This window comes from Clostridium coskatii, from assembly GCF_001675205.1.
GTDB lineage: Bacteria > Bacillota > Clostridia > Clostridiales > Clostridiaceae > Clostridium_B > Clostridium_B ljungdahlii.
On the sequence record NZ_LROR01000050.1, the window covers coordinates 13863 to 29179 of the forward strand.

Genomic DNA, 15317 nt, shown 5'->3' on the forward strand with positions numbered 1-15317 from the left:
CACCTTCATTGTCCTCTGTCCTCTGTCAATTGTCCTCTGAAAAATTATTTTGCAAAGTTTTCATATTAAGTCAAGTATATATGCAAAAGTTGAGTTAATTATATTTATAAAAGTGGACTGTATTTTTGTATTATACTCTCTGCAGTTTTTAATCCATCTACTGCCGCTGATATTATACCTCCTGCAAAACCTGCACCTTCTCCACAAGGATATAACCCTTCTAAAGATACACTCTCAAAGTTGCTGTTTCTCATCATTCTTATTGGAGATGAGGTTCTACTTTCAATGGCTGTCATTACACCATCCCCTTTAGAAAACCCTTTTATCTTTTTTTCGAAATCAATAAATCCTTCTTTTAATGCAGATGAAACAGCGGATGGCAAACACTTTCTAAGATCTCTAAATTCATATCCAGGTTTGTAAGTAGGTTTTACTTCTCCAACTTTATTTGAAACTGTATCATTTAAAAAATCTTTAATTAACTGTACTGGAGCAGCATAATTGCCTCCTCCTAACTTATAGGCCAGGTTCTCATAATGCCTCTGAAATTCCATTCCTTTTAAAGGGGAATTTCCTTCAAAATCCTTTTCTCCTACAGTTACAACTACTGCAGAATTTGCATTTTCAAAATCTCTTTTATAGTAACTCATTCCATTTGTTACAAGCCTATTTTCCTCTGAAGCTGCCGCAATTACTTCCCCTCCGGGGCACATGCAAAAACTGTAGACTCCTCTTCCCTCTTTACTATTATAAGCTAGCCTATAATCTGCAGCTTTTAATTTAGGATGGTCTGCAAATTTCCCATATTGATTTACATTTATCATATGCTGGGAATGTTCTACTCTAACTCCTATAGCAAATGCCTTAGGTTCTACCACAACATCTTTTTTTAATATCATTTCATAGGTATCTCTTGCACTATGTCCTATAGCTAATATTAAATTGTCACAGCCTATCTCATTTCCATTTACTAATACTGCCTTTAATTTTTTATGCTCTATTATTAAATTATCCAACTTACTATCAAATAGTATATCTCCGCCCAGTTCAAGTATTCTATTTCTTATATTCTTTACGATTATTTTCAAATTATCCGTTCCCAAATGGGGCTTTCCATTATAAATAATCTCTTCTGGAGCTCCATACTTTGCAAAAACTTTCAATATAAATTGGCATCTCTCATCTTTTATCCTGGTAGTTAATTTTCCATCTGAAAATGTCCCTGCTCCACCTTCTCCAAACTGTATATTGGATTCTAAATTTAACTTTCCACTTTTCCAGAATTCATCTACAGTTTTTGTTCTATCTTCAACTTTTTGTCCCCGTTCTATTATGATTGGCCTATAACCATTTTCCGCCAGCAAGAGACCTGCAAACATACCTGCAGGTCCCATGCCAACAACTATAGGTCGGTATTTCATTTTTTTTGTACCTAAAACTAATTTTTCTTCTACTACCTCTTCTTCTATCTTTATATTCCCATCTCTAATTTTTGATACAATTTTTCTTTCTCCATCACAGGTTAATTCAACAGAGTAGTTAAACCTTATATTGTTTTTCCTTCTGGCATCCAGAGATTCTCGAAGTATTTTAAACTTCTTAATATCCTTCTCACTTATTTTAAGCTTTTTTGCAGCTTTATTTTTTAATTCATCTATACTTTCATCTATGTTTATGCTTAAATTATTTATTCTAATTGCCATTTTGTCCCTCCGACGTTTTTTTCTTAATTTCTATGCTAATTTTTTGTGGGTCTTGTGATACTAAAGACACTCCCTGAGGCATAGATACAACTACATTTACCGTATGAGTGCCTTCTGATAGAGAACTTGCATCCACAAAACAACTTATATTATTTCCATTTAGACTATTTATATTATTAGTAGGTCCATTAAATACTGCAGATACACTGTTACTGCCTAAGCTAGCCGTATACCCGGCATTTAAATTTCTAACCTGTATATTAAGATTCATTGTCTTTTGGCCACTTTTATCGGAAGAAGCCGCAGCCTCATTATTTATATTTACCCTCAATTCTACCGTTCCTGCGTTATTAACTAATTTTACCCCTTTAGGTACTACTAACTTAACTTCTATACTACCTGAACTACCAATTTTACTTAAATCAACTGGCTCTGTATCTAAACTACTTATACCCTTTATTACATTTTCATCCCCAGATACATCTACTTTATCTGGATTACTTACTATTGAATTAGGAACTGATCCATTTCCTGTATTTCCTTGAATTTTTACGTTTATAGGTACAGTCTTTACTTTTCCTATTGGTACAGTAACTTTAATAGGAGAGGGACTTATTGTAACATCCTTTACCACATTTCCAAATGAGTCCTGAGCCTGAAGTTTAACAGATGTATTTACATCACTTCCAGCATATTTTACATCACATGTGGCTGCAGCATACTTTACACTATTTACCGCATCTGCTGCTCCGCTTATTTCCACTTTATCTGTATTTAAGACAGGATCTAATGCATAGTATCCTTCTTTTGGTTTACCTACTACTCCTATTCTTACAGGCACACTTTTCTGTTTTAATTCATCAAGTTGTACCTTTATCCACAAATTTTCATTATTTAATATACTTATGTTATCAGGGCTTTTCTTTACTTCTACAGGTATATTATTTTCCCCTTTTTTCATAACATAAGCATTTAAATCTGATTGTAATTTAAAATCTGATGGTTTTACTGAATATACATTGGAAGCATTGCCCTTTATTAAAAGAGATATACTAGCGGATTGATTATCTATTTGTACAAGTTTCGATTGAGCAAGTGCATCTTTATTCACTATAGTAACAGGTACCACAATCTTTCTTTCCCTCATAGGATCTTCTACGTTGAATATGTACAGCCATAGAATAAATGACGCTATTACACAGCATATTTTTACTAGGATTTGGTTCCTTTTATTTTTTCTTTCCACCCAATCACCCTCTCTCTCCATGTACTCTTTTTCTGAAATCTATTTTTCATTATATTTATAAGAACTTTTTTCAACCTATCCTTTGTATAATTCCTTGTAATTTTTCCATTCATGGCAAGAGAAATAGTACCAGTCTCTTCTGAAACCACTATGATAAGTGCATCAGAATTCTCTGATATACCAATTGCAGCCCTATGTCTTGTGCCTAACTTTTTGTTTAAATCGTTATTACTAGTAAGCGGCAAAAAACATCCTGCTGAAACTATTCTATTATTTCTTATTACAGTTGCCCCATCATGCAGTGGAGTATTTACTACAAATATGTTTTCTAGAAGAGCAGATGATACCAAAGCATCTATCTTAGTACCGGTATTTATTATATCTCCGAGTCCAGTAACTTGTTCTATTACAATAAGTGCCCCTGTTTTGCTTTCAGATAAATTGCCTACTGAATTTGTAATTTCTGTTATAACCTTTTCCATAGTCTCTTCGTCTTCTAGAATATGCTTATCGTTAAAAGCGGTTCTTCCTAACTGCTCCAGTGCCCGACGAATTTCCGGTTGAAATATAATAACAATAGAAAGGACGCCTATGGTCAAAGTCTTGGTAAGTATCCAATTGAGCATAGTTAAATTAAAAAAGCTGCTTATTGGTATAAGAAATATTATAAGAATAATTCCCTTTAAAAGCTGTTCAGCTCTAGTTTCTTTTATAAGCATGTATCCTTTATAGAGTATATATGATACTACTAGTATATCCATAACGGAGGATATACTTATATTTCTTATTGAATTAGCTGTCATTTGCAATAATTCCACCCATCTCACCACCTGTCAATAAATATATATTTAAATTATACACTATTTGATATTGTTTATATCACGTAATAAATTATTTTATAAAATTTTAATAAAATACATTTTTATCGTATTTTATTTTTTTATATGGGTACAATATCATTAGCCTAAGTTTTACTAAAAACGCGGGGAAACCAGTAACATTGGGGTGAATCGTATTTACGTAGGTTATGCCTTTACCGAACCCGTCAGCTAACCCCGTCGGTAATAAGGAGAGGATTAGATTGAAAAAAATTTTTTGTTTAATACTGTTTTCTTTACTGTTACTTATTCCTTTTTCTAAAGTAACTGCAAAGAATTTAGACAGTACCAGTTCCAATTTATTTAATGGTCAAGAAGAAGTCGTGCAAGTGTTTAATTACTCTGATCAAAAGATATATATAACTCAAAATGATGTTGATTTAATGGCTAAAGTTGTTTATGCTGAAAGCAATTCAGAACCATTTGAAGGGCAGGTAGCAGTAGCTTCCGTAATACTAAACAGATTAAAATACCCTGAGTTTCCAAAGACAGTAGAAGGTGTTATAAAACAAAGGGGTGCTTTTTCCTGTGTCAAAAATGGTACTATAAATGTATCTCCAAATGAAAGCAGTTATAGTGCAGTTTCTCAGGCTCTAAAAGGTATAGATCCTTCAGGTAAATCTATTTTCTTTTATAATCCCCAAATAGCCACATCTCAATGGATGAAAAACATAGATAAAAGAAATATGAGAACTATAGGGCATCATGTATTTTTTGTAGCTAATTAAAAAAATCCCCCTCATCTTTTTTTAAGATGAGGGGGATTTTTTAATTAATTTTTATCAATGTAAAAGACAGCATTTAGTGCTGCTACCTGTCCCTGTCCTGCGGCTTTCATATACTGATAAGGTCTCCCCACACAATCTCCTGCTGCAAAACAACCTTCAATATTAGTCTTCATATCCATATCTACTTTTATATGTCCATTTTCCATAATAAGTCCCGGTACCAATTTATCTGGTGCTATGCTATCTTTTAAAACAAACACTCCATCTGTAACTATTTCCTTACTTTTCAAAATTACCTTTTCTACTTTATTTCCTCCAGATATCTCTACGACCTTATCTCTTACTACTTCTATATTTTCACTTAAATTTAAGCTTTCTTTATACATTGGTATATAGTATGTTTTTTTAGACAGTTCATTTACATAATTGGCTTCTGCTTCAGCTTCTTTATTATACCCTATTATAGTAACAACCTTTCCTCTATAAAGAGGCGCGTCACAGGTAGCACAATATCCGACTCCTCTCCCTAGGAATTCTTCTTCCCCCTTTAATGCTTTTGTATATTCAATGCCAGTTGCCAATATAACTGCACTTGCTTCATACATTTTTTCATTTACAGCAACACCAAAATATTGTCCCATAGCATATATAGTATTTATTCTTTCATAAGTTATATTTATCCCCATGTTTGCCACATGCTGCTGAAATCTATCTTTTAACTGTATTCCTGTTATACCAGGAAGCCCTAGGTAATTATCTATTTTAGGTGCTTTTATTAATTTGCCACTGAGCTCGCTGCTTCCAAAAACAATTATATTTTTATTTCTTATTTTTGCATTAATTGCTGCTGACAGTCCCGCAGGGCCACTGCCTACTATAGCAATATCATATCTAGTGTCCATGCTATACCACCTCCAATTTTTATTTTCTAATTTCATAGTTAAAATGACAAATCAACTAAATTGTCAATTTGTCATTTTAACAAATAAATATAATTTAAACTATATATGTTTTTTCAAAGCATCTTTTATTGCATCCTTTGGTCTGAATCCAACAAATTTATCTACCATATTTCCGTTTTTAAATACCATTACAGTTGGAATACTTGCAATTTTAAATTGTGCTGCTGTAACAGGATTCTCATCTACATTTAACTTAAAGAATTTTGCCTTTTCCCCCAACTCATCTGAAACTTCTTCTATTATAGGAGAAAGCATTTTACATGGTCCACACCATGAAGCCCAGAAATCTACAACTACAGGAGTAGGTGCATTTTCAATTGATTGTGAAAAATCTTGATCTTTTATTTCCTCTACCATTATTTGCCCTCCTTATACCCCATAGGGGTATTATCTTTAATTATATTTTATAATATATTATCTACTAGGTCAACGTTTTTAGTCTATAAATTTAATGAAAAATAAAAATTTTAGTCATTTATCAAATTACTTATTATAGAATTATTGTAAATTGAATTAGGATATTTATCTACCAAGCTTTGAGCATATTTTTTTGCTTGTGACTTATCCGTATCTTTATATATAACGGCAAGTCTGTACAGTACAGTTTCTTCATAATCTCCATCAGAGAAGCCTTTATCATATTGGATATAATAATTTATAGCATTTTTTGTATCTCCTGAGGAATCTAAGGTTGTGGCAAGCATATATATTATGTCCGCATAAAGATAATTTTCACTTCCAAACTCATAAGCTTTTGTCAGATAAGCTTTGGCATTATTATAATCTTTACTATTTAAATAATTGGTTCCTAACTTATAAAAATAGGCAGATCCGTCTTGCTTTAAGAGATTTGAACCTTCTGAAAGAAGTGCTCCTTCATCAGTACTTAATTGTTTATCTTTCCACTTTTTAACCTCTATATATATAGAATCATAATCTTTATTTTGTATATAACCTTTAAACTTTTCCTGTGGGAAAACTTCTTTAGTGGTTTCGACTTTCGGTTTAGCCTTATTACTTACACCTGAAGCCTTTTGTCCACTATTTTTAATAGTAGAAGTTTTTATCTTTGCAAAATTTTTATTAAGCAAACTTTTATTTTTAATACCATTAAAAATTAATACAATTAAAACTACCGAACATATTACACCTGCTGAAATGCAAGCTACCTTTTTAAGTGGGAACTTTTTCTTTACTACATTTAAATCTTCAAGCATCTTCATGGTCTTTTTAGCTTCATCATTGTTTACATCAACTCTTAATACATTATTTAATTTTTCCAATGCACTTTTATACTCTCCCTTTTTTATATAACAAAGGGCACTGTAATTATTTACTTTAATATAATTAAAATCGCTTTCAGCACATTGTTCCAGTAACTTAAGTGCTTCATTTATTTTTAATTCTCTAATTAACCTTAAAGCCTTTACATACAAACTGAATCGAACATCATCTTCCTTTAAAGAACCGAGATATTTTTCTGAAACCCCATCTCCATTAACTTGATGGTTCATCTTCCAAAGTTTTTGAGCTTTATCTAAATCACCCTTAAGATAAAATAAAAGTCCCTTAAGATTAATAGATGCCCTATTTTTTATATTTAAAGATATACTTTCTTCACAAAGTTCTATTGCTTTATCTATATACCCATCATTATATTTTTTTAGAGCTTTATTGTATATTTTCTGAGACTTATCCATTTATCGTATATACCACTTTCCCATTAGAATTTTTAACTTCCATCTTATTATTTAAATTTGTGCTAAAAGAATTTATAGTCCAATTTTCTACATGACATTTATTATACACATCATCATCATATACATTGACTTTTAAATTTACAATATCTCCATTTTTCTCTGCAGACACTATCTGTTGTTTTTTACTTGGCATCTTTATTAATATTTCATTATCCCCTGTATCTACATTTAGCATATAAAGATCTCCACCTTTTGAAATGGATCCATTTGAATATCCTATAACCACCAATAAATTTTTATCATCAGCCCATTCCAAGTATTTCGGAGATAATTTAGTGTTGTTTTCAATTTGAAAGCTATAAACTTTCTGAGAACCTTTTATGATTATTTTCCCTGTACCCTCTTCTAATGCTTCACTGCCTTTTCCTTCTATACAGGCATTATAAGTTCCATTTTTGTTACTTTTCCAGGTAGTGTTAAAACTAACTGTAGAATTATTATTCATTTCTTGCTTTATAAATTTTATTTCACTTGAACTTTTAACAGCAGTAGAAGAAGTTTTCATTTTCTCCTTTGGCTTTTGAGTTTCTTTATTATTATTTGCATTGCTTGAGTCTATTTTTTTACTATTAGTACTACCGCTGCTTTGAGTGGAAGTAGAATTGCCTTTGCTGCCAAAACAGGCTGTAAGTCCTAAAGTAAAAATAACTAATAATGAACACATTATAAAACTCAATCTATTATTTTTCATGTATAATATATTCCTCCTTGTATAAAATTATATTGTTATTTTTCGGGCTATGCAGTCTTAGGCATTTTCAAATTAATAATCAATCAGTACATTAGCCTATTTTTTATCATACTAACTTAATATTTAATTAAATTATACCATAATAATTCTATGCTAAAAACTACTGGTATGCTATTCTACCAGTAGTTTTTAATGTTACTTTTTCATTATAAGTTCTTTTGCCTTTAATATAGAGGAAGCACTCATAGAGAATTCATCTAATCCATATTCTACTAAAGTTTCAACAGCATTTTCATCTCCAGCCATTTCTCCACACATTCCACATATTTTTCCCTGTTTATGTGCAGCTTCTATGGTCATCTTTATAAGTTTCAAAACTGCTGGATGCATTGGATTGTAAAGATAAGCTACTTTTTCATTCATCCTATCTGCTGCTAAAGTATATTGTATTAAATCATTAGTTCCAATACTGAAAAAGTCCACATACTTTGCAAGTTCATCTGAATTTACTGCGGCTGCAGGTATTTCTACCATTATTCCTGTTTGTAAATCTTTATTAAAACTCTTTCCCTCTTTAGTAAGTTCATCCATACACTCTTTCAATATTTCCTTGGCCTTTAAAAATTCTTCCAAAGAACTTATCATTGGAAACATTATTCTTAAATTTCCGAAAACAGATGCTCTCAAAAGAGCTCTTAGCTGGACTTTAAATATATCCGTTCTATCCAAACAAAGCCTTATAGCCCTATACCCTAAGAAAGGATTCATTTCCTCCGGTACAGGTAAATAGGAAAGCTTTTTATCTCCTCCTATATCTAATGTTCTTATAATTACAGGTCTTTTACCCATTTTCTCCACTACAGTTTTATAAGCATTAAATTGTTCCTCTTCTCCAGGCATACTATCCCTATCCATATATAAAAATTCGGTTCTAAAAAGTCCTATACCCTCTCCCCCATTTTTTAGAACCTGATCTACATCTTCTGGCTTACCTATGTTTCCAAAAACCTCTACTTTATTTCCATACTTTGTAAATGTTTCTACATCTATTAAAGCTTTAAGTTTCTCTCTTTCTTTATTATAATTTTCTTTTTTTATCTTATAAGTATTTAAAGTATTTTTATCCGGGTTTATTATAACTTCACCTTCTACTCCATCTACTATAATAAGGTCTCCATCTTTAACTGAATCTGTTATATCGTTTAGGCCAACTACTGCTGGTATTTCAAGGGTTCTAGCCATAATTGCACTGTGAGAAGTTCTTCCTCCAATGTCTGTAACAAAGGCTATTACTTTACTCTTATCCAGCTGTGCTGTATCTGAAGGAGTTAAGTCATGAGCTACAACTACCGTATTATTTTCCATGTCAATTATGGAAGAGTTATTTCCTGTAAGGTTTGCAAGTATTCTACTACCTACATCCTTTATATCTGCTCCACGTTCTCTCATATACTCGTCTTCCATAGCCTGAAAGGTTTTCATATATAAATCTACTATATCATAAAGTGCACTTTCTGCATTCACATGATCATTTACTATCTTTACTGTTACTGCACCTGCAAATTCTACATCATCTAAAAGCATAATATGACTTTCAAATACTTCTGCCTTATCTTTACCTACTTCTTTTTCAGCTTTTGCCTTAATTTTCTCCAATTGACTCTTTGATAATTCAAGGGCTTTTTGAAACCTTTCTTTTTCCTGTATCACATCATCTATATGCCTTTTTTCTATACTTATTTCAGTTTTCATTTTTACAACTACTTTTCCTATTGCATAACCTTTAGAAGCCGATATACCTTTTTTCATTTATTTTCCTCCTAAAATCGTATATTTATACAAAGTTATATATAAATGTTGCTATAAATATTTATTTTTTACATAATTATATCTCATATTCAAAAATTTTTAAATATATGTACTATAAATTAATCATTTCAATATAAACAGAGTTCTTGGCATCAGATGGAGTTTTGGACTCCACCTGATGCTTAGAACTCGTTATCCAGGGACGTAGCTGCTCTTTACTCACACTTGGAGAAGTGGGAGTATTAGAGCAGGTAGTCATCGGATAAAATATTACAATTTAGAAAATAACTGTCTAAGTTATGCATAAATAGTATCTATTTAATTAAATCCTGAAATTGACTTGAATCTTTTACAGGATCAAAATCTTTCTCTTCTCTAGCAATAGATTTAATATCTGGTGACATATTTACGGCTATTTTTAAAAATTTAACTGTATTTTCAACATCTCCACGTCTTCCATATATGCTAGCCTTTCCATAATAACTCCAAATATAATTTTCTATCTCCAAATCTTTATCATACCAATTAAGTGCATCATCGTATTTGGCATAAAGTTCATAAGCCAGAGCTTTATTGAACCTGGCATATCCAAAATTAGGGTTAATTTCAAGTGCTTTATCTATATTTTTCATACCTTCTTCATAGTTATTACTGTAACATAATGCTATACCCTTTATATTATAAGCTTTATAAAATTCCTTATCCTCATTTATAATTTCATCCGCTTTAGCAATAGCATCAGAGTACTTTTTATTGCTAAAAAGCTTTTGTGCTTCATCATATTTTTTCTCTTCATCCTTTTTTCCATCTGCAGGTTTTATAACTGAATTTTTTTCTACATTATTATTAGATTTTTGTATAACGTTTTCATTTTTTTTATTCATATAGATGTCTTTTCCTATAAGTGCTATGGAAAATATACAAAGAACACAAAATATTATCACTTTAGTCTTTAAAGAAAATTTCCCGAATAATCTGGAGCCCATTCTTTTTCTATTTTTAAAAGCCATCTATTTCTCCCCCTAAAAAGCCTTATGAAGTTTATTCTTTACAATGTCTCTTCCTCTATCAGAATTTAAAAATTGCCAGGTAGATTGTGGAACAATTTTCTCTATTACATCCATTCTACCTGCACATAAAAGCTTCCTTACCTTGGAAGCACTTATATATTCTTCATTATACTTTTCTCTTTCAATTTCTACAACCTCTACATTATAGATAGGCATAATTTTTTTCAAGGTTTCATTATAAGTGCTGGTAACATCACAATAAGGTTCCTTTCCTACAAATCTTTTTTTTATATTAAACCTCTTACAAATATACTTCCCAAATATGCCGCTGTCTATTTCTTCATAAGCCTGTAATCTTTCATCTGTTTTTTTTATGAAATAATTGGGGAATGTAGCTTGAGATATAATGTATTCTCCTGCTGGAATTACTTTAACATTTTTTAAATCTTGTGTTCCTGTTTTCACCATAGTATATCTATCAGAAAATGGGAAGTCAGATCTATCCTCCTCCACCAAAAACAATAAAACTTGATTACAGTTTTTTGCAGCTTCTTCTACCAAATACCTGTGTCCTTTTGTAAAAGGATTGCAATTCATCACTAAAGCAGTACTTTCTATATTATTGTCTATAGAATATTTTTCACTTATACTATCTAAAAATTTATCTATATTATATATACCATACTCTAAAAGGGCAGCTTTTTCTGCTCTATATAAAAGTTTAAAGTTCAAAGAAGTAAACACATTGATTCTATCTGGTTTTGTAAATATAAAATTATGAAATATTCCTTCATTAAAACTCTTGTCAATTAAATGGGATATAAGTGATGAAGTTAAATTTTCCCCTCTCATGTCTTCTGACACTGCAAAACATTTGAATATGTTGCCTGCCTTAGAACAAGTTGCCTTTATGCTTCTATTATTGTCTCTAAGTACTACAGTGTAGTCTACATCTTCGTCCAGTGTTAAATCAAACTTTTGTAAAAAACAAATTACCTCATCTTTTTCCTGCTCCGAACTCAAATCTATACTTTCAAGGGATAAATCGTACATAACTTCATCCTTCCTTCCCATCTTTTTGTAAAATTAAGATATAACTTTTCTAACTACATCAATTACAGTTCCATCTCTATACTCAACTACTGCTACTATTTCATCAGAAGTTTTTATAGCCTCTGGTTTTCCTGTCATCTTCTCAGCTGTTTCCTTTAATTCTTCTATAGTCATAACTGGCAAATTAGCTTTCTTTAATTTTTCTATTAAATCTTCTCTTTTTGGATTTACTGCTATTCCTCTATCTGTTACAACTACATCTATACTTTCTCCTGGTGTGGTTACTGTAGTTACCTTGTCCTTTATTATTGGTAGTCTACCTTTTATAAGATTTGTAACAACTATGGCAAGCTTTGCTCCTGCTGCAGTATCGCTGTGTCCACCTGAACCACCCATTATCATACCATCTGATCCTGTTGTTACATTTACATTAAAATCTGTATCTATTTCTGTAGCTCCTAGTATCATCACATCTAGATTATTTACTACTGAGCCTCTGTTATGTGGGTTTCCATACATAGAACCTGACATTGTCTGGTGTTTTGGATTGTCTCTATAAGATTCCACTGCTTTTAAGTCAAAACACTGTACATCAAAAATGTTTCTAAACAGTCCTTCTTGAAGCATATCAACTATATATCCTGTTATTCCTCCTGCTGCAAAACTGCCTGTAACTTCTTTTTTCTTCATTATATCTTTCAATTCCATAGCTACTGCAAGAGAAGTTCCTCCTGCTCCTGTCTGAAAAGACATTCCTTCTTTTACAAGTCCTGATGCTTCTATTACCTTTGAAGCCATCTTTGCTATTTTAAGTCCTACAGGATCTTTTGTTATCCTGGTAGTTCCTGATACTATTCCTTCAGGGTTCCCTATGGAATCCATTTTTACTACATAATCTACATATTCCTGACTTATTTCTATTGGACATGCAGGATAAGGTACTAAGTTATCTGTAACTGCTACAACTGTATCTGCATACTGGGCATCTGCTATTGCATATCCGAGAGATCCACAAGCAGATTTTCCATATACTCCATTTATATTTCCATAGGTATCTGCTGTAGGGGCACCAATAAATGCCACATCTATATGAAGATCACCACTTTCAATTGCCCTTGGTCTTCCACCATGAGTCATCATGATTGAAGGTTTCTTTGAATACCCTTTTGATATTGCTTCTGCTACTGGCCCTGATATATAATCCGCTATAATCTGGGTAACTACTCCATTTTTCATATGCTCTACCAGCGGTTCATGTATTGGAAATATACTACTTGCTGCTACAGTTATATCCTTTATTCCTCTTTTGGCAAGTGCATATATTACATTGTTAAGTACAAAATCTCCATTTCTCAAATGGTGGTGAAATGACACAGTCATCCCATCCTTTAATTCTATCTTATCAAGTACTTCATCTATACTATTTAATACCTTATCTTCTCCAGGTTTTACACTTTTTATTTTTACTCCTGCCTTTTCTCTTAATCCATAGTTTGCAAAGGCACCTTCAAAAGGCTTTACCTTGCCATAACCTTCTATGTAATCAGGAATTTCTCTTCCAACTGAATTTTTCACTGTAATCCCTCATTTCTACTTATTATTCTCAATTTATCTAATTAAATAAACAGAATTTTTGGCATCAGATAAATCCAAGTAATTTTGCTAGTTCTACAGTAGTTACTGCTCTGCTTATTACTGGGGCATCTACCATTTTCCCATCTAATGAAAATACTCCAAGTCCTTTTTGTTGTGCTTCATCTCTTGCTTTTAGCACTCTAACAGCATGGTCTATTTCTTCTTTTGCAGGTGCAAATACTTCATGTATACTGTCAATTTGCCTTGGATTTATAGCTGCCTTTCCTGTAAATCCTAACTTTTTCGCTGTTGTTGTATCTTTTTTCAATCCTTCATAATCATTTGTATCTGTAAATGGTGTATCTATAGCATCTACCCTAGCTGCCCTACAAGCTGTAGAAACTCTATTTCTTGCGTAGAATATTTCCTGACCTTCCTTTGTTCTCTTTATTCCAAAATCAGAAGTCAAATCCTCTGCTCCTAAGAGTACAGCTGCCACTCTTTTTGATGAGTTTATTATGTTATATACGTTTTCAAGTCCATAAGCAGTTTCAACTATAGGTATTAATTTTATTGAACCTTTTTCAAATGATTCTTCTTCCTCTATGCCAGTTAATATTTTATCTATTTCTTCTAATTGTTTTTCAGTTGCCTTTGGAATCATTAGCGAATCAGGTTTAACTCTAGCTATAGTATCTATATCCTTTGGTCCATATTCTGTATCTAAAGGATTTACCCTAACTACAAGTTCTACCTTAGAATAATCTACATTGCAAATGGCTTCTTTTACAAGCAATCTTGCACTATCTTTTTCTGTAAGACTTACTGCATCTTCCAAATCAAGTATGACAGAATCTGCTCCAAGTATAGGTGCATTTTGAAGCATACCTGGATTGTTTCCTGGCATAAAAAGCATTGTTCTTCTTAATTTTTTCATTACAATCACCTCTCTATAATGCTCTTCTCAAAGCTGTTTCAACTCTTGCTTTAATAGTATAGTCCAGTGCTCCCTTGTCCTGAGCTTTTATCACTGCACTTTTTACTCCCAGTTCATTTACTTTATCTAATATGGTCTTTTTTATTTGTTTTCCAAATTGTTTCATAACTACACTCTCAAGTTCAAGTTCTATACCATCCTTATCATTTGGCATTACCATGATGAGTATGTCATTTGACTCAAGAGTACCTGCCTTTGCTGGTTTATTTATTTTCATAAAATGCTACCTCCTTAAAATATGGATTATCCTGCATAATTGCAACATAATCCACATCAATTGTTTGCTTCTAAAATCTATCAATGAATCCTACTTAGACTGGCCCACAGAGTCCAAGTACTCTTTTCGTCCTGATTCATATAAATTATTGCCCTCTGAATCTATTACTACAATTACAGGTAAGTCTTTTACTTCTAATTTTCTTATAGCTTCAGAATCCAAATCTTCATAAGCTACTACTTCTGCTTTCTTTATGGATTTTGCTACAAGTGCTGCAGCCCCGCCTATTGCAGCAAAGTAAACAGCTTTATTTTTCTTCATGGATTCTATAACTTCTTTTGAACGAAGGCCTTTTCCTATCATTCCCTTTAAACCTATATCAAGCAGTCTTGGTGCAAATGGATCCATTCTATAACTACTTGTTGGTCCTGCTGAACCTATTACATGGCCTGGTTTTGCAGGACTTGGTCCTGCGTAATATATTATTTCATCTTTTACATTTATAGGAAGTGATTTACCTTCATCTAATAATTCAACTAATCTCTTATGAGCAGCATCTCTAGCAGTATATATTGTCCCTGATATTAAAACACTATCCCCTGCTTTTAAAGTTTTAACCTTTTCTTCCGTTAACGGAGTAGTTATCTTTTTTTCCATATACATGCCGTTAAATAAAACGGCTTTTCAA

At 32.0% G+C, this 15317-nt stretch carries 15 protein-coding genes and 1 riboswitch; of the genes, 1 reads left to right on the plus strand and 14 read right to left on the minus strand.

Features of this window, described 5'->3' with window-relative positions:
• Positions 1 to 104 precede the first annotated feature (104 nt).
• The 3 genes from CLCOS_RS10680 to cdaA are packed head-to-tail and all read right to left on the minus strand — an operon-like array spanning position 105 to position 3767.
• Positions 105 to 1703 (minus strand): NAD(P)/FAD-dependent oxidoreductase, encoded by a 1599-nt coding sequence (locus CLCOS_RS10680; protein WP_063599809.1) that lies wholly within the window; start codon positions 1701 to 1703, stop codon positions 105 to 107.
• Positions 1693 to 2949 carry a CdaR family protein gene (locus CLCOS_RS10685; RefSeq protein WP_063599808.1) on the minus strand — a complete coding sequence of 419 codons (1257 nt, stop codon included), beginning with the start codon at positions 2947 to 2949 and terminating at the stop codon, positions 1693 to 1695. Before CLCOS_RS10685 ends, CLCOS_RS10680 begins: the two co-directional genes overlap by 11 nt.
• Positions 2916 to 3767 (minus strand): diadenylate cyclase CdaA, encoded by an 852-nt coding sequence (cdaA, locus tag CLCOS_RS10690; protein ID WP_023162482.1) that lies wholly within the window; start codon positions 3765 to 3767, stop codon positions 2916 to 2918. The genes CLCOS_RS10685 and cdaA overlap by 34 nt, the downstream gene beginning before the upstream one ends.
• 133 nt (positions 3768 to 3900) lie before the next feature.
• A riboswitch (cyclic di-AMP (ydaO/yuaA leader) is annotated at positions 3901 to 4028 on the plus strand.
• A 2-nt stretch (positions 4029 to 4030) separates the two neighbouring features.
• Between cdaA and CLCOS_RS10695 the strand changes: the two genes are divergently transcribed.
• On the plus strand, positions 4031 to 4555 hold the full coding sequence (locus CLCOS_RS10695; RefSeq protein WP_013240637.1) for a cell wall hydrolase: 525 nt from the start codon (positions 4031 to 4033) through the stop codon (positions 4553 to 4555).
• A 44-nt stretch (positions 4556 to 4599) separates the two neighbouring features.
• On the opposite strand, the gene CLCOS_RS10700 is transcribed toward CLCOS_RS10695, so the two are convergent.
• From CLCOS_RS10700 to CLCOS_RS10750, 11 genes are all read right to left on the minus strand, one after another.
• Positions 4600 to 5457: an NAD(P)/FAD-dependent oxidoreductase gene (locus CLCOS_RS10700; protein WP_013240638.1), complete on the minus strand. Its 858-nt coding sequence runs from the start codon at positions 5455 to 5457 to the stop codon at positions 4600 to 4602.
• A 99-nt stretch (positions 5458 to 5556) separates the two neighbouring features.
• On the minus strand, positions 5557 to 5874 hold the full coding sequence (trxA, locus tag CLCOS_RS10705) for a thioredoxin (protein WP_013240639.1): 318 nt from the start codon (positions 5872 to 5874) through the stop codon (positions 5557 to 5559).
• 110 nt (positions 5875 to 5984) lie between these two features.
• Positions 5985 to 7217, minus strand: coding sequence for a tetratricopeptide repeat protein (locus CLCOS_RS10710; RefSeq protein ID WP_013240640.1), 1233 nt, complete (start codon positions 7215 to 7217; stop codon positions 5985 to 5987).
• Positions 7210 to 7968, minus strand: a complete 759-nt coding sequence (locus CLCOS_RS10715; RefSeq protein WP_013240641.1) for a DUF4652 domain-containing protein — start codon at positions 7966 to 7968, stop codon at positions 7210 to 7212. The genes CLCOS_RS10710 and CLCOS_RS10715 overlap by 8 nt, the downstream gene beginning before the upstream one ends.
• A 195-nt stretch (positions 7969 to 8163) precedes the next feature.
• The gene (ptsP, locus tag CLCOS_RS10720; protein ID WP_063599807.1) at positions 8164 to 9777 is read right to left on the minus strand and encodes a phosphoenolpyruvate--protein phosphotransferase; all 1614 of its coding nucleotides are present in this window, start codon (positions 9775 to 9777) and stop codon (positions 8164 to 8166) included.
• A gap of 314 nt (positions 9778 to 10091) precedes the next feature.
• Complete coding sequence (locus tag CLCOS_RS10725) at positions 10092 to 10787, minus strand: tetratricopeptide repeat protein (protein WP_013240643.1); 696 nt, start codon at positions 10785 to 10787, stop codon at positions 10092 to 10094.
• A 12-nt stretch (positions 10788 to 10799) separates the two neighbouring features.
• The gene (gene citC, locus CLCOS_RS10730; protein ID WP_242867459.1) at positions 10800 to 11861 is read right to left on the minus strand and encodes a [citrate (pro-3S)-lyase] ligase; all 1062 of its coding nucleotides are present in this window, start codon (positions 11859 to 11861) and stop codon (positions 10800 to 10802) included.
• A 12-nt stretch (positions 11862 to 11873) separates the two neighbouring features.
• A complete protein-coding gene (gene citF, locus CLCOS_RS10735; RefSeq protein WP_013240645.1) occupies positions 11874 to 13415 on the minus strand; it encodes a citrate lyase subunit alpha in 1542 nt (513 codons plus the stop codon).
• Positions 13416 to 13479: 64 nt separating this feature from the next.
• On the minus strand, positions 13480 to 14352 hold the full coding sequence (locus tag CLCOS_RS10740; protein ID WP_013240646.1) for an HpcH/HpaI aldolase/citrate lyase family protein: 873 nt from the start codon (positions 14350 to 14352) through the stop codon (positions 13480 to 13482).
• A 13-nt stretch (positions 14353 to 14365) separates the two neighbouring features.
• Positions 14366 to 14629 (minus strand): citrate lyase acyl carrier protein, encoded by a 264-nt coding sequence (gene citD / locus CLCOS_RS10745; protein WP_013240647.1) that lies wholly within the window; start codon positions 14627 to 14629, stop codon positions 14366 to 14368.
• Between the two features lie 90 nt (positions 14630 to 14719).
• Positions 14720 to 15286 (minus strand): Fe-S-containing hydro-lyase, encoded by a 567-nt coding sequence (locus tag CLCOS_RS10750; protein WP_063599806.1) that lies wholly within the window; start codon positions 15284 to 15286, stop codon positions 14720 to 14722.
• Between the last annotated feature and the right edge of the window lie 31 nt (positions 15287 to 15317).

Bases quoted from the DNA above. Each gene is read 5' to 3' on its own strand.
- CLCOS_RS10740 (WP_013240646.1), bottom strand. From the start codon at position 14,352: ATGAAAAAATTAAGAAGAACAATGCTTTTTATGCCAGGAAACAATCCA.
- CLCOS_RS10715 (WP_013240641.1), bottom strand. From the start codon at position 7,968: ATGAAAAATAATAGATTGAGTTTTATAATGTGTTCATTATTAGTTATT.
- CLCOS_RS10750 (WP_063599806.1), bottom strand. From the start codon at position 15,286: ATGGAAAAAAAGATAACTACTCCGTTAACGGAAGAAAAGGTTAAAACT.
- citC (WP_242867459.1), bottom strand. From the start codon at position 11,861: ATGGGAAGGAAGGATGAAGTTATGTACGATTTATCCCTTGAAAGTATA.
- citD (WP_013240647.1), bottom strand. From the start codon at position 14,629: ATGAAAATAAATAAACCAGCAAAGGCAGGTACTCTTGAGTCAAATGAC.
- CLCOS_RS10700 (WP_013240638.1), bottom strand. From the start codon at position 5,457: ATGGACACTAGATATGATATTGCTATAGTAGGCAGTGGCCCTGCGGGA.
- ptsP (WP_063599807.1), bottom strand. From the start codon at position 9,777: ATGAAAAAAGGTATATCGGCTTCTAAAGGTTATGCAATAGGAAAAGTA.
- CLCOS_RS10680 (WP_063599809.1), bottom strand. From the start codon at position 1,703: ATGGCAATTAGAATAAATAATTTAAGCATAAACATAGATGAAAGTATA.
- trxA (WP_013240639.1), bottom strand. From the start codon at position 5,874: ATGGTAGAGGAAATAAAAGATCAAGATTTTTCACAATCAATTGAAAAT.
- CLCOS_RS10710 (WP_013240640.1), bottom strand. From the start codon at position 7,217: ATGGATAAGTCTCAGAAAATATACAATAAAGCTCTAAAAAAATATAAT.
- CLCOS_RS10725 (WP_013240643.1), bottom strand. From the start codon at position 10,787: ATGGCTTTTAAAAATAGAAAAAGAATGGGCTCCAGATTATTCGGGAAA.